Annotated in this window: 14 protein-coding genes, 2 pseudogenes and 1 riboswitch; of the genes and pseudogenes, 5 read left to right on the plus strand and 11 right to left on the minus strand. The window is 70.2% G+C overall.

Annotation, left to right across the window (positions count from 1 at the left end; translation table 11 throughout):
- Positions 1-2: 2 nt before the first annotated feature.
- Genes kdpB (ACIOC0_RS10930) through ACIOC0_RS10945 form a run of 4 tightly spaced genes read right to left on the minus strand, consistent with a single transcriptional unit; the run spans position 3 to position 4038 of the window.
- Positions 3-2141 (minus strand): potassium-transporting ATPase subunit KdpB, encoded by a 2139-nt coding sequence (kdpB, locus tag ACIOC0_RS10930; protein ID WP_402154537.1) that lies wholly within the window; start codon positions 2139-2141, stop codon positions 3-5.
- Positions 2141-3802: a potassium-transporting ATPase subunit KdpA gene (gene kdpA / locus ACIOC0_RS10935; protein ID WP_402154539.1), complete on the minus strand. Its 1662-nt coding sequence runs from the start codon at positions 3800-3802 to the stop codon at positions 2141-2143. The genes kdpB (ACIOC0_RS10930) and kdpA overlap by 1 nt, the downstream gene beginning before the upstream one ends.
- Before the next feature lie 9 nt (positions 3803-3811).
- Entirely contained in the window at positions 3812-3901 is a 90-nt protein-coding gene (gene kdpF, locus ACIOC0_RS10940) for a K(+)-transporting ATPase subunit F (protein ID WP_033264828.1), read from the minus strand.
- Positions 3898-4038, minus strand: a complete 141-nt coding sequence (locus tag ACIOC0_RS10945; protein WP_402154542.1) for a hypothetical protein — start codon at positions 4036-4038, stop codon at positions 3898-3900. Before ACIOC0_RS10945 ends, kdpF begins: the two co-directional genes overlap by 4 nt.
- Positions 4039-4271: 233 nt before the next feature.
- Between ACIOC0_RS10945 and ACIOC0_RS10950 the strand changes: the two genes are divergently transcribed.
- On the plus strand, positions 4272-4892 hold the full coding sequence (locus tag ACIOC0_RS10950; RefSeq protein ID WP_402154544.1) for a hypothetical protein: 621 nt from the start codon (positions 4272-4274) through the stop codon (positions 4890-4892).
- Between the two features lie 243 nt (positions 4893-5135).
- Here the strand turns inward: ACIOC0_RS10950 and ACIOC0_RS10955 are convergent, their stop codons facing one another.
- The 3 genes and pseudogenes from ACIOC0_RS10955 to ACIOC0_RS10965 all read right to left on the minus strand — a co-directional run bounded on the left by ACIOC0_RS10955 (position 5136) and on the right by ACIOC0_RS10965 (position 6943).
- Positions 5136-5894: a DUF4118 domain-containing protein gene (locus tag ACIOC0_RS10955; protein WP_402154546.1), complete on the minus strand. Its 759-nt coding sequence runs from the start codon at positions 5892-5894 to the stop codon at positions 5136-5138.
- Between the two features lie 19 nt (positions 5895-5913).
- Positions 5914-6844, minus strand: a pseudogene (locus ACIOC0_RS10960) (ATP-binding protein); the annotation flags it as partial.
- Positions 6845-6853: 9 nt separating this feature from the next.
- On the minus strand, positions 6854-6943 hold the full coding sequence (locus ACIOC0_RS10965) for a K(+)-transporting ATPase subunit F (protein ID WP_402154548.1): 90 nt from the start codon (positions 6941-6943) through the stop codon (positions 6854-6856).
- Positions 6944-7695: 752 nt separating this feature from the next.
- On the opposite strand from ACIOC0_RS10965, the gene kdpB (ACIOC0_RS10970) reads away from it, so the two are divergent.
- The 4 genes from kdpB (ACIOC0_RS10970) (at position 7696) to ACIOC0_RS10985 (ending at position 13135) form a co-directional block, all read left to right on the plus strand.
- Entirely contained in the window at positions 7696-9849 is a 2154-nt protein-coding gene (gene kdpB / locus ACIOC0_RS10970) for a potassium-transporting ATPase subunit KdpB (RefSeq protein WP_402154550.1), read from the plus strand.
- A 339-nt stretch (positions 9850-10188) separates the two neighbouring features.
- On the plus strand, positions 10189-10998 hold the full coding sequence (locus tag ACIOC0_RS10975; protein WP_402154551.1) for an SDR family NAD(P)-dependent oxidoreductase: 810 nt from the start codon (positions 10189-10191) through the stop codon (positions 10996-10998).
- A gap of 643 nt (positions 10999-11641) precedes the next feature.
- The gene (locus tag ACIOC0_RS10980) at positions 11642-12817 is read left to right on the plus strand and encodes a protein kinase (RefSeq protein ID WP_402154553.1); all 1176 of its coding nucleotides are present in this window, start codon (positions 11642-11644) and stop codon (positions 12815-12817) included.
- Between the two features lie 81 nt (positions 12818-12898).
- Entirely contained in the window at positions 12899-13135 is a 237-nt protein-coding gene (locus ACIOC0_RS10985) for a hypothetical protein (protein WP_402155087.1), read from the plus strand.
- 5 nt (positions 13136-13140) lie between these two features.
- On the opposite strand, the pseudogene ACIOC0_RS10990 reads toward ACIOC0_RS10985, so the two are convergent.
- The 4 genes and pseudogenes from ACIOC0_RS10990 to ACIOC0_RS11005 all read right to left on the minus strand — a co-directional run.
- Positions 13141-13308, minus strand: a pseudogene (locus ACIOC0_RS10990) ((2Fe-2S) ferredoxin domain-containing protein); the annotation flags it as partial.
- Positions 13289-14110 (minus strand): ABC transporter ATP-binding protein, encoded by an 822-nt coding sequence (locus tag ACIOC0_RS10995; RefSeq protein ID WP_402154555.1) that lies wholly within the window; start codon positions 14108-14110, stop codon positions 13289-13291. The pseudogene ACIOC0_RS10990 and the gene ACIOC0_RS10995, both read right to left, overlap by 20 nt.
- Positions 14107-15120: a FecCD family ABC transporter permease gene (locus tag ACIOC0_RS11000; RefSeq protein ID WP_402154557.1), complete on the minus strand. Its 1014-nt coding sequence runs from the start codon at positions 15118-15120 to the stop codon at positions 14107-14109. Before ACIOC0_RS11000 ends, ACIOC0_RS10995 begins: the two co-directional genes overlap by 4 nt.
- On the minus strand, positions 15117-16169 hold the full coding sequence (locus ACIOC0_RS11005; RefSeq protein WP_402154559.1) for an ABC transporter substrate-binding protein: 1053 nt from the start codon (positions 16167-16169) through the stop codon (positions 15117-15119). The genes ACIOC0_RS11000 and ACIOC0_RS11005 overlap by 4 nt, the downstream gene beginning before the upstream one ends.
- Before the next feature lie 53 nt (positions 16170-16222).
- A riboswitch (cobalamin riboswitch) is annotated at positions 16223-16400 on the minus strand.
- Positions 16401-16431: the final 31 nt, after the last annotated feature.

Below are 16431 nucleotides of genomic sequence, written 5' to 3' on the forward strand. Positions count from 1 at the left end.
CTTCACCCGATCCCGGGGATGAGCGAGATGAGCAGGTCGATGATCTTGATGCCGATGAACGGGGCGATCAGGCCGCCGAGGCCGTAGATCGTGAGATTGCGGCGCAGCATCTTGTCGGCGCTGACGGGCCGGTACTGCACGCCCTTCAGGGAGAGCGGGACCAGCGCGATGATGATCAGCGCGTTGAAGATGACGGCCGACAGGATGGCGGAGTCCGGCGAGGACAGGCCCATGACGTTGAGCTTGTCCAGTCCCGGGTAGACGGCGGCGAACAGCGCCGGGATGATCGCGAAGTACTTCGCGACGTCGTTGGCGATGGAGAACGTGGTCAGCGCACCGCGCGTGATCAGCAACTGCTTGCCGATCTCGACGATCTCGATCAGCTTGGTCGGGTTGGAGTCGAGGTCGACCATGTTGCCGGCCTCCTTGGCGGCCGACGTACCGGTGTTCATGGCCACACCGACGTCCGCCTGGGCGAGCGCGGGCGCGTCGTTGGTGCCGTCACCGGTCATCGCGACCAGCTTGCCGCCGGCCTGCTCCCGCTTGATCAGCGCCATCTTGTCCTCGGGAGTGGCCTCCGCGAGGAAGTCGTCGACGCCCGCCTCCTCGGCGATCGCCTTGGCGGTCAGCGGGTTGTCACCCGTGATCATGACGGTCTTGATGCCCATGCGGCGCAGTTCCTCGAACCGCTCCCGCATGCCGTCCTTGACGACGTCCTTGAGGTGGATGACACCCAGGACCCGGGCACCCTTGTCGTCGTGGACCGCGACCAGCAGCGGGGTTCCGCCCGCCCCGGAGATCCGGTTGGCGATCGTGTCCGCGTCCTCGGCGACGGTGCCGCCCTCCTCCCGCACCCAGGCGATGACGGACGCCGTGGCGCCCTTGCGGACCTTCCGCCCGTCCACGTCCACACCCGACATGCGGGTCTGGGCGGTGAACTCGATCCACGTGGCATGCGCCAGCTCGCCCTGGTGGCGCTCGCGCAGCCCGTACTCCTCCTTCGCCAGGACGACGACCGAGCGGCCCTCGGGCGTCTCGTCGGCCAGCGAGGAGAGCTGGGCAGCGTCGGCGACCTCGGCCTCCGTCGTCCCGCGCACCGGCACGAACTCGGATGCCTGGCGGTTGCCGAGCGTGATCGTGCCGGTCTTGTCGAGCAGCAGCGTGGAGACGTCACCGGCGGCCTCGACCGCACGGCCCGACATGGCCAGCACGTTGCGCTGGACCAGGCGGTCCATGCCGGCGATGCCGATCGCGGAGAGAAGCGCGCCGATCGTCGTCGGGATGAGGCAGACCAGCAGGGCGACCAGCACGACCATCGTCAGATGGCTGCCCGCGTAGTCCGCGAACGGCGGCAGAGTCGCCACGGCGAGCAGGAAGACGATCGTCAGCGACGCGAGCAGGATGTTCAGCGCGATCTCGTTCGGCGTCTTCTGCCGTGCCGCGCCCTCGACCAGGTTGATCATCCGGTCGATGAAGGTCTCGCCGGGCTTCGTCGTGATCTTGATGACGATGCGGTCGGAGAGCACCTTCGTGCCGCCGGTGACAGCGCTCCTGTCACCGCCGGACTCGCGGATGACCGGCGCCGACTCACCGGTGATCGCCGACTCGTCGACGGAGGCGACACCTTCGACGACGTCCCCGTCGCCGGGGATGATGTCGCCGGCCTCGCAGACGACCAGGTCGCCGATCCGCAGCTCGGTGCCGGGCACCTGCTCCTCGCGGTCGCCCACGAGCCGGCGCGCGACCGTGTCGGTCTTGGCCTTGCGCAGCGTGTCGGCCTGGGCCTTGCCACGGCCCTCGGCGACGGCCTCCGCCAGGTTGGCGAAGATCACCGTCAGCCACAGCCAGGCGCTGATCACCCAGCCGAACCAGTCGCCCGGGTCCTTGAACGAGAAGATCGTCGTGAGGACCGAGCCGACGAGGACCACGAACATCACGGGAGACTTGATCATCACCCGCGGGTCGAGCTTGCGGAAGGCGTCCGGCAGCGACTTGACCAGCTGCTTCGGGTCGAAGAGGCCTGCGCCCACGCGGCCCTCGGCGGGCTTGTGCCCGGTGGGCGCGTCCGGGTGGGGCGCGAGGGTGGGTGTGGACATGGAGTCCTGTTTCTGTACGTCGGTTTTCTGCGTGTTGATGGCCATCACGCCAACCCTTCGGCCAGCGGGCCCAGCGCGAGGGCCGGGAAGAACGTCAGACCGGTGATGATCAGGATCGCGCCGACCAGCAGACCGGTGAACAGCGGCTTCTCGGTGCGCAGCGTGCCCGCCGTGGCCGGTACCGGCTTCTGCTCAGCGAGCGATCCGGCGAGCGCCAGCACGAACACCATCGGCAGGAAGCGGCCCAGCAGCATGCACAGGCCGAGCATCGTGTTGTGGTACTCGGTGTTGGCGGCGAAGCCGGCGAAGGCGGAGCCGTTGTTGTTGGAGGCGGACGTGTAGGCGTAGAGCACCTCGGAGAAGCCGTGCGCGCCGATGTTCGTCATCGACGACTCGCCCTTGCCCAGCGCCATCGCCAGCGCCGTGCCGATCAGCACCAGCGCCGGGGTGATCAGGATGTAGCAGGCGGCCAGCTTGATCTCACGGGAGCCGATCTTCTTGCCCAGGTACTCGGGCGTACGGCCGACCATCAGACCGGCGATGAACACGGCGATGATCGCCATGATCAGCATTCCGTAGAGCCCGGAGCCGGTACCACCGGGCGCGATCTCGCCCAGCATCATGCCGAGCAGCAGCACCCCGCCGGACAGGCCGCTGAAGGAGTCGTGGAAGGAGTTGACCGACCCGGTCGAGGTCATGGTCGTGGAGACCGCGAACAGCGAGGAGTTCCCCTCGCCGAAGCGCTGCTCCTTGCCCTCCATCGCGCCGCCCGCCAGTTGGGAGGCGGTGCCCGGGTGGGCGTACTCCAGCCAGGTCACCGCGATGACGCCGAGGAACCAGATGGTGGCCATGGCGCCGACGATCGCGTAGCCCTGCTTGACCGAGCCGACCATCTTGCCGAAGGTGCGCGGCAGCGAGAACGGGATCACCAGCAGCAGGAAGATCTCCAGCCAGTTGGTGAAGCCGTTGGGGTTCTCGAACGGGTGCGACGAGTTGGCGTTGAAGAAGCCGCCGCCGTTCGTGCCCAGGTCCTTGATGGCCTCCTGGGAGGCCACGGCGCCGGGGCTGATGGCCTGCTTGTCGCCGGTCAGCGTGGTGATGCTGTGGATGTCGCCGAAGTTCTGGATGGCGCCGCAGGCGATGAGGATCACGGCCGCGACCACCGAGATCGGGACCAGGATGCGGATGACGCAGCGCACCAGGTCTGCCCAGAAGTTGCCCAGGTCGCCTGTCCGGGAGCGGGCGAAACCACGCACCAGGGCCACCGCGACGGCGATACCGACGGCCGCGGAGACGAAGTTCTGCACGGCCAGGCCCATCGTCTGGGTGACATGGCTCATCGCCACCTCGCCCGAGTACGACTGCCAGTTCGTGTTCGACACGAAGGAGGCGGCCGTGTTGAACGCCTGGTCCGGGGTGATCGGCTCGAAGCCCAGCGACAGCGGCAGCTTGTCCTGCACCCGCTGCATCAGGAACAGGAAGAGAACACTCACCGCGGAGAAGACCAGCACCCCGCGCAGGTAGGCGGGCCAGCGCATCTCGGCATCCGGGTTGGCGCCCACGGACCGGTAGATCCACTTTTCGACCCGCAGGTGCCTCTTGGACTGGAAGACGGCGGCCATGTAGTCGCCGAGGGGACGGTGCACCAGGGCGAGCGCGCCGATCAGCGCGGTCACCACGAGCACGTCAGCAAGTACGGAACTCATGGCGGCGGCTCAGAACCTCTCCGGGAAGACGAGGGCGAGCACGAGGTAGCCCAGCAGGGCGACGGCCACGACCAGGCCGACGATGTTCTCGGCAGTCACAGCTTCGCCACCCCCTTGGCGACGAGAGCCACCAGCGCGAACACCGCGATCGTGGCGACGACGAAGGCCACATCGGCCATCGCAAGCTCCTGGATGAGATTCGGAAAGGGATCGGACCAGTACAGGAAACCCGCCACTCGGCCGGATTCAAGCGTTCTTAACGGCCCTCTTACGGCGACTCCGACGGCATTGACGCACCTCTTACGCCGCGCCGCGCCCGCCGTTCGGGTGATCATGGACTGGGCGGCACCGGCCGGTCTTCCCAGCCGGCCTCGAAACCCGCGCCAAGGCGTCAGGGATCGGTCGCCAACCCGTCAGCGGCCCGTCAAGAAGCGGGGCCGGTCGGCATCTCCCGCATATCGTCCCCGCCATGGGACATCGCGCTCAGGGAGACAGGGAAAGGCACGGCACCGGCCCGTCCGGCCCCGGGGTCGACGGCGCCGCGGGGCGCCTCGCACCACACGGGGGCGAGATCGTCGACTGCGAGTGGGCTGCGGACCTGCGCACCGCACTCCTGTGTGCCGGTTCCCTCCTCGGGCTGCTCGTCCCGGTGGACGCGGCGGCCGGTACGTTCACCGCGGCGCGTGCCGTGCTGTGGAGCGGGCTCGCCCTGCTGCTGTTCCTCGTCATGATGCCTCCCCGCATCACCGTGGGCGAGGGATGGCTGGCCGTACGGACCCTCAGGGGCACCCGCCGGGTGCGTACCGACCGCCTCGTCGCCGCCCGCGTCACCGGTCACGCCTGTCAGCGCCTGCTGCTGCGGGACGCCCTGGGCGGGCAGGCCGAATGCGACATCCAGGTGCTGATCGCCAACCCCGCCCTGTGGCACCGTCTCCACACGGACGCCCGGACATCGGCCGGCGGGAATCGCCACGCCCCTCCCCTGGCCGCGTTGCGCACGTTGTCGGACCGCATCGACCGCGAAACCGCGTTGGCCGTGTTCAAGGTCTCCGGGATGACGACCGCGACCGGCGAGCGGCCTGCCGCCTGAAACGGGTCGGGGGAAAACCCAGCGCGGTTCGGCAGCGCCCTGAAGGGGGGCGGGGCTGTGTCCGATGTGCGGCCACCGCCGCGCGGGCGCGACCGGCCGCAACGGCGCCGCAGCCGAACGCCGGTACATCGCCGCCCCGCGACGGAGACGCACATCGACACAGTCGGCGCAGCTCTTGGCTTGGCCGGGGTCGCGTATGCGGCCGCACCGGGCCCCAGGGCCAGGTGTGTCCGTGTCCATTGGTCAGGCCGAGGTGTGTCCGTTCGTCAGGCCGGCCGTGTCCAGGGCGGCGCCCGCCTGGTCGGCAAGCGTCACCGCGACCAGCCGGGCCTTGAGCGGGGGAACGCTGCCCGGTCCGGGGGTCATCATGAACCGTCCGAAGTAGTGACCGTTGCCGTACGAACGCAGCTCGATCTCGCCCTCGGGCCAGCCGGCGGCGTCGACGTCCCAGCGCCGGCGGCCGACCGCCACCGCGCCGTCCTGCTCCAGCCTCGGCGGCCGCCCCATGAGCGTGCCGTACTCGAAACGGCAGGTACGCAGATCCAGCAGCTCGACCAGCTGACGCCGCACGTGCTCGACCACCGCGTCGGCCGAGCTGGTGGTCCGGGCCAGGTCGGCCGTCTCATGGATACGCCGGAGGTGGTCGGCGTCGGTCACCGTCACCACCTGCAGCCGCCGGGCGTGAGCGGCCAGCTGGGAGACGATCAGGCCGACGACCAGGAGCAGCACGGCGGTCTCGATGTCGTCCCTGTCGGTCATGGTGAAGCGCTGGTACGGACGGGTGAGGAAGAAGTCGAACCACACCGCAGCCGACAGCGCCGCGACCGCGCCCGCGATCCGGTTGCCGACGGCCGCGACGGCGACGACCACCACGACCAGGATCAGGGCCGCGTTGGTGTTCGACAAGTCGGTGCGGAACGGCACGAGGGCGAGGGCCACCAGGAACGGCCCCAGCAGCGCGGCAACCGCCGCCATCCTGTCCCGCAGGGGAAACCTGGTCATGTCTCCTCGCCTCCCGCGCTCATACGGCGCCTTGTGTGCTCTGCGTACCACGAGCCTGGGTCATCTGCTCGTCGACAGCGGCCGGCAGGGAATGGACCATGGTCAGTCCTCCGCCGGGAGTGTCCTCCGGCGTGAGTGTTCCGTCCATGGCCTCGGCCAGGCCCCGCGAGAGGGCGAGACCGAGGCCGAGGCCGGTGGTGTTGTCCGTGTCGCCCAGTCGCTGGAAGGGTTCGAAGATCCGCTCCCGGTCTTCGGCCGACAGGCCGGGCCCCCGGTCGACGACCCGCACCTCGCCCCGGTCGGCCAGGGCGCCGGCGCTCACCAGCGCCTTCGTCCCCGGCGGGGTGTGCCGGGCCGCGTTGGCGACCAGGTTGGCGATGACCCGCTCCAAAAGCGGCGGATCGGCCAGGATCTCGGGGATCCCCCTTGACCGGCTCTGTCTCGGCGGCGGCTTCGGCCAGCCGGGCCCGCTCCACCGCCGACCCGACATGCGCGGCGAAGGCGGCCAGCACCCGCCGCTCGGAGGAGGGGAGTGCACGACCGCGCAGCAGTAGGTAGGAGCGGGAGCCGACGGGCACGGTGGCCCCGTCGTACGTGCCGGGTCCGGGCGGCTGCTCGACAAGTTCCGCCGGCTCCATGCCGAACGTCTCGCGCGTGCGCTCCAGCAGCGCCGGGATCGTCGCGCCGCCGCGCACGATCGTCCCTGCCAACGACGACATCGTCTCCGCTTCGGCGGCGGCCCGCGCCGAGCGCCGGGACAGTCTCAGCGAGCGGTCGACGACGGCCGCGACGGTGGCGGCGACGATCGCGAAGACGACGAGCGCCAGGAAGTTGTCGGTGTCGCCCAGCGTGAAGTGTCCTGTGGGCGGCACGAACCAGTAATTGAGCAGCAGGGACGCCGGGACCGAGGCGACCACGGCGGCGGTGACCCCGCCTATGCAGGCGACGCCCGGGGCGTCTCAGAACCTTTCCGGGAACTTCACGGCCAGGACGAGGTACCCGACCAGGCTGCCCGCGACGATCAGGCCCACGACATTCTCGATGCTCATCGATACTCAGCTCCTCGGGCTCCGGGCCGGACCTGTCCCGTGCCGCTCCGGCCTGTTTTCCCTCACCGAAGCGCTTCTCCCGACTGCCCGGCACTGTTTTGACACATCTCTGGTGCCGCGCCCGAGGACCTTGACGCGACGTTGACAGCGCAGCGAACCGTCCCGGGATCAGCAGAACCCGGCGAGCGGTGGCCGTATCCCAGGACGGTCAGCGCGCCCGCCGCCGGCAGCAGGCCGCAGCGCAGGGGAGCAGATCGGCGAGGGCCGAACGGCCGGACCGCACCGACGCCGCGAAGTGCTCTCGCCAATGGCGATCAACCTGCCCAGGGCGTCCATGTACGCGCCGAGGTACGCGTGGGCGCGACGGGCGCTGCGCGAGCTGCTCAGGCACTCGACACCCTCCTGACGTCATCTCAGGTTCTCTGACGGAGGTTTGACGCCTTCCACGGTGGACCCGTATGGAAGCCGCAAATTCCTTGCCGAGCACGGTGGTTCGAGCCTCGGTCGCGGCTAGATTCCCTGTCGGCCGCCGAAGAGGCCAGTGGCGTCAGTGGCCTCACGTTCCGGACCGATCGTCCGGAACCGGGTCGAGGCGGCACGGTGCGTGTCGAGGGGCACGCACCGGCGCACGTGGCGTTCTGTCGTCGTCCCACCGCCGACGTCCGTGCGCGTCCGCCGTGCGGGGCCGGAGCCCCGGCCCCGCACGGCTCCTGCGGCCACTGTCATGTCATCGACGAGACCCGAAGGTCCCCATGTCTCCCGCCGCTCGCGAGCAGGCCCCACCGTCCCGCCCCCAGCGCCCAACGCGGCCCCAAGCAAGACCGAGTGCCCGACGGCGTGCTCCGAGCGGGATCTTCGAGCCCGCCCAGCTCGTCCGGTCCTTCCCCGAAGCGCTGCGCAAACTGCACCCCGGGGTCCTGGTGCGCAAACCGGTGCTGCTCGTCGTCTCCGCAGGAGCGGTCTTGACCACGCTGTCGGCTCTGGTCCACCCGGCGGTCTTCACCTGGGTCATCAGCGTCTGGCTGTGGCTGACGGTGATCTTCGCCAACCTCGCCGAGGCCGTCGCCGAAGGCCGCGGCAAGGCCCAGGCCGAGTCGCTGCGCAGGGCCCGCACGGACACGGTGGCGCTGCGCCTGCTGGACTGGCGTTGGGGCACCGATCTGCGCACCGCCCGCTCGGAGGCCGTCGCCGCCACCGACCTGAGACCGCTCGACGTCGTGCTGGTCGAGGCGGGCGAGATGATCCCGGCTGACGGCGATGTCATCGACGGGGTGGCGGCGATCGACGAGTCCGCCGTCACCGGAGAGTCGGCCCCGGTCATCCGCGAGTCGGGCGGCGACCGCAGCGGCGTCACGGGCGGTACGACGGTCCTGTCCGACCGGATCGTCGTGCGGGTCGGCGCCCGCCCCGGCCACAGCTTCCTGGACCGGATGATCGCCCTGGTCGAGGGCGCGTCCCGGCAGAAGACGCCGAACGAGATCGCCCTGAACATCCTGCTGACGTCGCTCACGATCATCTTCGTCCTGGTCGTGGTCACCCTGCAGCCGATGGCCTCGTACGCGGACGCCGCCCAGTCGACGACCGTGCTGGTGGCTCTGCTGGTCACGCTGATCCCGACCACGATCGGCGCCCTGCTCTCCGCGATCGGCATCGCGGGCATGGACCGCCTGGTCCAGCGGAACGTCCTGGCCATGTCCGGCCGGGCCGTCGAGGCGGCGGGCGACGTGGGCACCCTGCTTCTCGACAAGACCGGCACCATCACCCTGGGCAACCGCGAGGCCGCCACCTTCGTGCCGCTGCCCGGCGTCGACGAACGGCAGCTCGCGGACGCAGCCCAGCTCTCGTCGCTGGCTGACGAGACACCCGAGGGCCGTTCGATCGTGGTCCTCGCGAAGAACAGGCACGGGCTGCGCGAGCCCGCCGAGGGTGAGTTGGCGAACGCCCGCTGGGTCGCCTTCAGCGCACAGACCCGGATGAGCGGCGTCGATCTGCGCTGGAGCAACGGCGCGGTGTGCGCCGTCCGCAAGGGAGCCGCCCAGCAGGTGATCGAGTGGGTCGAGATGTACGGCGGCGAAGTCCCTTCCGAGGCACGGTACTTCGCGGACTCGGTGGCCGCCTCCGGCGGAACGCCGCTGCTGGTGGCCGTGCACGACTGGAACGGCCCACGTGTCCTCGGCCTGGTCCACCTCAAGGACGTGGTCAAGGACGGCATCCGCGAGCGCTTCGCGGAACTGCGCCGCATGGGCATCCGGACGGTGATGATCACCGGTGACAACCCGCTCACCGCCCGCGCGATCGCCGAGGAGGCGGGCGTGGACGACTACTTGGCCGAGGCGACCCCCGAGGACAAACTCGCGCTGATCAGGCGCGAGCAGGAGGGCGGGAAGCTGGTGGCGATGACCGGTGACGGCACCAACGACGCGCCCGCGCTGGCGCAGGCGGACGTCGGCGTGGCGATGAACACCGGTACGTCGGCCGCCAAGGAGGCCGGCAACATGGTCGACCTCGACTCCAACCCGACCAAGCTGATCGAGATCGTCGAGATCGGCAAGCAACTCCTCATCACCCGGGGCGCGTTGACCACTTTTTCCATCACCAACGACGTCGCCAAGTACTTCGCGATCATCCCGGCCATGTTCGCGAGCGCCTACCCCGGTCTGGGGGCGCTCAACGTGATGAGCCTGCACAGCCCGACCTCCGCGATCACCTCGGCGATCATCTTCAACGCCCTGATCATCGTGGCTCTGATCCCGCTCGCCCTGCGCGGTGTCCGCTACGCGCCCGCGTCGGCGCACGACCTCCTGCGCCGCAACCTGCTCGTGTACGGCCTCGGAGGACTGGTGCTGCCCTTCGTCGGCATCAAGCTGATCGACCTGTTGGTCTCCGGGGTGCCCGGCCTTGGCTGAGCCTCGCCCACGGTACTGGCTCCCCGGCCGTCAAGGACGCATATGCGCACGTCAGAAGGGTGTAAGAGAACGAGAGTCGGGCTTGCCCCCGCTCTGCGGTACGGCTTCCATGGATGACGTGAACAGCGTCTGGCTTCTCTTCGACCGACCGCCGAGTCCCGCTCGGCCGTCCAGTCGTGCGCCGCGCTGTGCGGAAATGCCCGCGTCCGTGTCCCACTGACGCGTTCCGCATCCCCCGGGCGCCGTGACTCCCGTCCGGCGCCCCGCCCCGTTGTGTACCGCACGCCCACCGCCCCGCACCGGGGCCTGCGTCGCGTGCCGTCAACCCCGGATTGGATCATGTCCGACACCACTCTTCCGTCCCGCACGGCCCTGGTCACCGGTGCCACGGCCGGCATCGGCCACGAGACCGCACGGCAACTCGCCGAGCGCGGTGCCACCGTGCTGCTGCACGGTCGTACCGCCGAGGACGCCCGAGCCGCCGCCGACAGCCTCATCACCACCGCCGGCATCGACGCGAACCAACTGTGCACGTACGCCGCAGACTTCGCGCATCTCGACGAGGTCGAGGCCCTCGCCCACCAGGTAGTCGCCGAGCACCCTCATCTGGACGTCCTCGTCAACAACGCGGGCATGGCCGCACCCGAGCGGCACACCGTCACCGCCGACGGCAACGAGATCGCCTTCCAGGTCAACTTCCTCGCCCACTACCTGCTCACCTGCCTGCTGGAGCCCGCGCTGACCAGCGAACCGGGCGGCCGGGTCGTCAATGTGTCCTCCTCCCTGCACCGCACCGCCTCCATCCAGTGGTCCGACCCGAACCGCGCCCGCCGCTACTCGCGCCTCGCCGCGTATGCCCAGTCCCAGCTGGCCCTGACGGTGTTCGCGGCGGACCCTCGCGTCACCGCGGTCTCCGTGCACCCGGGCGTCTGCGACACCGCGCTGCTCCCGCTGTACGCCCACGAGGGCGTCACTCCCGCCGAGGGCGCCGCGCATGTGGTCCGGCTGTGCGACCCGGCGGTCGAGATCGTCAACGGCGCCTACTACGACCGCACCGAGCGCGTAGACCCGGCCCCGGCCGCCACGGAGGACCGCACGGTGAGGCGCCTCATCAGACTCGCCGACCTCCTGGTCGGTCGCACCGCCTGAACCTCTTTCCACCCAAAGGGAGTTGACCCGAGTGTCGAAGCGCGCCCGCAAGAAGAAGGCCCGCCGCAAGAAGAAGGCGAACCACGGCAGCAAGGCCGGCCAGCGCTGATCCGACCGACAGGGACGGGCGGTTGCCCCACCCCGCACCCGGCCCCGCCCGCCCTTGTCCCCCACCGGCCACCCACGAGGCATCGGTGATCGAACTCATGCGCTGCACAACCTCATTCACCCGCTGGTTCCCCACCCGGTCTCCGGGCCCGGCAGCCATCGGCCGGCATGTGCCGATGACGGGAGTCGACCTCCCCCAGATGGGCCGACCGCCAGGCCGAACAGCGCGTTGTCGCGGCCACCTGTGCGGGCCACGCCGTGCTGCGCGGCTCCCCGGACGCCCTCACCCCCGAGCTTCGCGCCTCTGGCGACCATCGCATGGACAAGCCCGCCCGTCCTCCTGCCCGCGCCAGTGCTGTGACCGCATAGGTGGACCGGATTGGCGGTTGGAGCGCGGAATCGATGCGGTCACAACACTGGGCAGTCCCTTATCGCATCAATGGGCCCCGCCGGGGAAAAATGCCCGACTTCGCCGGGGCGTACGTGACTTGTGCCATGCTCGGCCTCTGTGGGGGACACATTAGGACTCGGAGCAGTGCTGCCCAGTGGCCGCTACCGGATCGAGGCGAAGCTCGGCAGTGGCGGCATGGCCGACGTCTTCCGGGCCTACGACACGAAGTTGGCCCGGATGGTCGCCCTCAAGACGATGCGGACCGGCCTGTCGTTCGACGACGGGTATCCGGCCCGGTTCCGGCGTGAGGCGCAGGCCATGGCAGCCATCAGCCATCCGCATGTGGTGGCGGTCCACGACATGGGGGACGAGCCCGTCCCGTACATCGTGATGGAGCTCGTCGACGGCCGCAGCCTCGACGATCTGCTGCGCGCAGGGCGTCCCCTGCCGGTGGCGCAGGCTCTGCATCTCGCATCGCAAGTGCTGGCCGGGCTCGCCGTGGCCCACGCGCACGGGCTGGTCCACCGTGACATCAAGCCGGGGAACGTGCTGCTGGCGACGGACGGGACGGCAAAGGTGGCGGACTTCGGCATCGCGCGGGCCGTCGAGGGGGCCGGGACCGCCATCACGCGAACCGGCCTGCTGATCGGCACCCCGCACTTCATGTCGCCCGAGCAGGTGCTGGGCCGCTCAGACATCGACGGCCGGTCCGATCTCTACTCGGTCGGTGTGATGCTGTTCCAGATGCTTGCCGGGCGGCTCCCCTTCGAGGCGGACTCCGGCTATGCGATCGGATACCTGCACCTCACCGCTCCGCCGCCCACCCTTGCCTCCCTGGGCATCACGGCAGACCCGGCGGTGGAGGCCGTACTGGCCCGCGCCCTGGCGAAAGAGCCCGCCCACCGCTACCCGGACGCGGAATCGATGCGCGCGGCGCTGCACCAGCCCGCCCCCACGGCCCGGACGCGACAGGCCCCCTACGTGCCTCCGCGACCGCCTCAGCCCCCGCCGACCGCCGTCCCCCGCGGTCGGCTATCACGCGCCCGCCGGCTACTCATCGCCCAGGCAGCCTGCCTGCTCGCATGGCTGCTAGGAGCCCAGAGCGATGCGGCCTGGCTGGCGGCCCCCGGGGCCCTCGGGGCTCTCATCGTCGCGTTGCCGGGGCTGTGGACGTCATGCTCGGCGGCGTTTCGGCATCGCAGACCATGGAGCACGGCCGTCAAGATCAAGACGACTGCCGCCATGGCTCTTCATGGAGGAGTGGCGCTCTTCCTCCTGACGGCCATTATGGTTGCGCTGGTGGCTCCAGCCGGGCTGTGACCGCATACCTTCGCCGGGTTGGGCGGGGGTGGGGCCATTAATGCCAGCTACCTGGACGAGGCATCCGCCTGTGCTCGGCTCGTGCAGCCGCTGTCCGACCGCAGCAATCCGTTGATCACGGCGTTCCCAGCCGAGCTTGCAAGCGATGCCGAGGCAGTTCTGGCGGTGATGCCTGATTCTCGGCTCCAGCCGCATGCCTCGTTCTCGGTCGCTGTCGAGGGCCAGCAGGTTTCGATCCCCGGGCGCCTCTCCAACGACGAGCCGCCGACTGCCAGGGTGGTGCGCCTGGTCCGCGTTTTCCGTCCCGCTGTTCGCTGAATTCCGACGCGTACGGGTATCTCCTCGGCCAGGCGCGCGAGTTGCCGGTCGTGGTCCACGCCGGTGACTTTCGAGGTTCCGCAGCAGCAGTCCCGGCAGACGACGACGCGGCACGGTGCCGGTTCGGCGGCTGTGCGCTCCGTTCCGACTGCTTCAGGGCGTTGTCGAGGCATCGCTCGTCGCACTCCTCTCCAGGGGAGATCCGTCCCGGACGGCTGGGCGCAGGAAGCGGATCACGGGGTGGCCGGGGTCGTGGGTCACCTGGGCACGGACGCCGTAGACCTGCTCGATGAGGGCGGGGGTGAGAACCTCGGCCGGGGTGCCCTGCGTGACGGCGCGGCCGTCGCGCAGGACGAGCAGGCGGTCGCAGTACATGGCGGCGAGGTTGAGGTCGTGCAGGGCGATCACCGTGGTGACCGGCAGGCCGGCGATCAGTTCCAGGAGGTCGAGCTGGTGCTGGATGTCGAGGTGGTTGGTGGGCTCGTCGAGGAGGAGTTCGCGGGGTTGCTGGGCGAGAGCGCGGGCGATCTGGGTGCGCTGGCGTTCGCCGCCGGAGAGAGTGTGCCAGGACTGACCGGAGCGGTCGGCCAGTCCGGTGCGCGCGAGGGCCTCGGTGACGGCTTCCGCGTCGGCCGTGGTCGGGGGCGTCCAGGCGCGGCGGTACGGGATGCGGCCGAGGGCGCCGACGTCCCGGACGGTCAGCTCGGTCTGGGTGTCGGCGTGCTGCTCGACCGTGGCGACACGGCGGGCGGTGGCACGGCGGCCGACCTCGGCGAGCGGGCGCCCGTCCAGGGTCACGACTCCGGAGGTAGGGGCGAGGACCCCGGCCAGCAGCCTCAACAACGTTGATTTTCCTGAGCCGTTGGGGCCGAGCAGGCCGACGGTCTCGCCGGGGTGCAGGGCGAGCGTGACGCCGTCGACGACGACCTTGTCGCCCAGGCGCCGTACGACGTCGTCCGCGTGCAGGCTGCTCATGTCCTTCTCCGTCCTCGGTAGAGCACGGCCACGAACGCCGGTACGCCGATGAGGGACGTCACCACGCCCACCGGGACCTCCTGCGGGTCGAGGACGGTACGGGCCAGGGTGTCCACCCACACCAGGAAGACAGCGCCGGTCAGCGCGGTGACCGGCAGCAGGCGGGCGTGCCCGGATCCGGTGAGGGCCCGGGTGGCGTGCGGCAGGACCAGGCCGACGAAGCCGATCGCGCCGGCGCAGCTGACCAGGGCGGCGGTGAGCAGGGCGGTCGCGCAGAGCAGGACCAGGCGGGTACGGGCGACCCGGACCCCGAGTCCGGCGGCGGCATCGTCCCCGAAGGAGAACGCGTCGAGCGTACGGGCGTACCCGAGGCAGACGACGAGCACCGCAGCCAGGACGGCGGTGCAGAGCAGCACCTGTCCCCAGTCGGCGCCGGTGAGCGAGCCGAGGAGCCAGAACAGCACGCCCCGGGTGGTTTCGGCGTCGGCGGAGGTCAGCACGGTGAACGAGGTCAGCGCGGAGAACAGCTGCATGGCCGCGACGCCGGACAGGACGACCCGGTCGGTGCTGGCTCCGAGGGTCTGGCTGAGCAGCAGCACGAGGGCGAAGGAGAGCAGCGCGCCGAGGAAGGCGCCCGCCGACAGGGACACCGCTCCCCCGCCCACGCCCAGCACGACCACGGCGACAGCGCCGGTGGAGGCGCCGGAGGAGACACCGAGCACGAAGGGGTCGGCGAGCGGGTTGCGCAGCAGCGACTGCATGACCGCGCCGCACACGGCGAGTCCGGCCCCGCACACGGCGGCCAGCAGGGTCCGCGGCATCCGCAGGTTCCACACGATGCCGTCCCGCAGCGGCGCCAACTCGCTCTCGCCGAGTCCGAGATGGGCCGCGACGGACGCCCAGACGTCCCCCGTGGAGATGTCGGCGGGGCCGATCGTCACGGCCACAGCGAGCGAGGCGATCAGCGCGGTCAGTCCGCCGCCGGTCAACAGCGCTGTGCGCAAAGTCACTTGGCGAGCCCGAAGTCACGCAGCCCGGCGGCGACCTTCTCGATTCCCTCGATCGTGCGAATGGATGGGTTCATCGCCTGCCCGCTGAGCAGGACGTACCGCTTCTTCTTCACGGCGGTGAGGTTGCGGGTGGCAGGGTTCGTCTCCAGGAAGCGGATCTTCGCCTTGGCGGTTTCGGCGGTCTGCTGCTTGCGGGTCAGGTCCCCGATGACGATGACGTCCGGGTCGCGGTCGGCGACGGTCTCCCAGTTGATCTGGGGCCATTCGTCGTGGGTGTCGGCGAAGGCGTTCTTCGCGCCCACGGCACGGGTGATGGCGCCGGGCGCACCGCAGCAGCCGGCGAGGTAGGGCGACTGGGAGTTGGCGAACCAGTACATGAGGGAGACGTCTGAGGCGTGCAGTCCGGCAGCGGCTGTGCTCACCCTCTTCTTCAGCGAGGCGACGAGCTCTTCGCCGCGCTTTTCGACGCCGAACGCCCGTGCCAGGTCGCGTATCTCCCCGTACACGGCGTCGAGCGTGAGGGGTGTGGAGCGCGATCCGTCGCCGCCGCTGTCGTTGTCCTTGCCCGCCGCGCAGTCGGACGGCGAGACGTAGGTCGGCACGCCCAGCTTCTCGAACTGCTCGCGGGTGGCGACGCCGCCCTTGCCGAGGGTGGAGACGAAGGAGGCGGTGACGAAGTCGGGTTCGGCGTCCAGGACCTTCTCGAAGGAGGGGTTGTTGTCGGCGAGGCGCGGCACGGTGGCGTTGGCCTTCTCCAGGCCCTTCATCACCGGGTCGGTCCAGGTCGCCGTGCCCGCCATGCGGTCGGCCAGGCCCAGGGAGAGCAGGATCTCGGTGGTGCCCTGGTTGAGTGAGACGGCCCGCTTCGGGGCCGACTTCATGGTGACCTTGTTCCCGCAGTTGTCGATGGTGACCGGGTAGCCGGTGGCCGCGGCCTTCTCGGTCTTCGCGTCGTCGCCGTCGGCGGAGCCGCAGGCGGTGAGCAGCAGGGCGGAGGTGAGAAGCAGGGCCGGGGTACGGAGGAGGGCGGGGGTGCGGAGCACGGGCATGCCTCGGGGGTCGGGGCTCGTTCGCGGAGCCTGGCCTACGGGTGTCCCCCGCGCCGGGGCGCGGAGGTGCCAGCAGGTCTTCGGACTCGGGTTCGTCCGGCCGGGGCGCCTTCCCGGTCTCCCAGTGGCGTGCGTGCCCCGCCCGTCCCCCTCACCGCTGCGCGTCAGTTCCGGATTCGCACCGGATTCCCTGGCCTCGGGTGTGGCTCGACTGGCCCGTCGAGGCTATCAAGCCCGTCGTACGGTCAGATCGTGCGCTCGG

This window comes from Streptomyces sp. NPDC088254 (assembly GCF_044740925.1).
Taxonomy (GTDB): domain Bacteria; phylum Actinomycetota; class Actinomycetes; order Streptomycetales; family Streptomycetaceae; genus Streptomyces.

Coding starts and splice junctions, on each gene's coding strand:
- ACIOC0_RS10965 (WP_402154548.1), bottom strand. CDS start 6,943: ATGAGCATCGAGAATGTCGTGGGCCTGATCGTCGCGGGCAGCCTGGTC.
- ACIOC0_RS10955 (WP_402154546.1), bottom strand. CDS start 5,894: ATGACCAGGTTTCCCCTGCGGGACAGGATGGCGGCGGTTGCCGCGCTG.
- kdpB (WP_402154550.1), top strand. CDS start 7,696: ATGTCTCCCGCCGCTCGCGAGCAGGCCCCACCGTCCCGCCCCCAGCGC.
- kdpA (WP_402154539.1), bottom strand. CDS start 3,802: ATGAGTTCCGTACTTGCTGACGTGCTCGTGGTGACCGCGCTGATCGGC.
- ACIOC0_RS10995 (WP_402154555.1), bottom strand. CDS start 14,110: ATGAGCAGCCTGCACGCGGACGACGTCGTACGGCGCCTGGGCGACAAG.
- ACIOC0_RS10950 (WP_402154544.1), top strand. CDS start 4,272: ATGGGACATCGCGCTCAGGGAGACAGGGAAAGGCACGGCACCGGCCCG.
- ACIOC0_RS10975 (WP_402154551.1), top strand. CDS start 10,189: ATGTCCGACACCACTCTTCCGTCCCGCACGGCCCTGGTCACCGGTGCC.
- ACIOC0_RS11005 (WP_402154559.1), bottom strand. CDS start 16,169: ATGCCCGTGCTCCGCACCCCCGCCCTCCTCCGTACCCCGGCCCTGCTT.
- kdpB (WP_402154537.1), bottom strand. CDS start 2,141: ATGGCCATCAACACGCAGAAAACCGACGTACAGAAACAGGACTCCATG.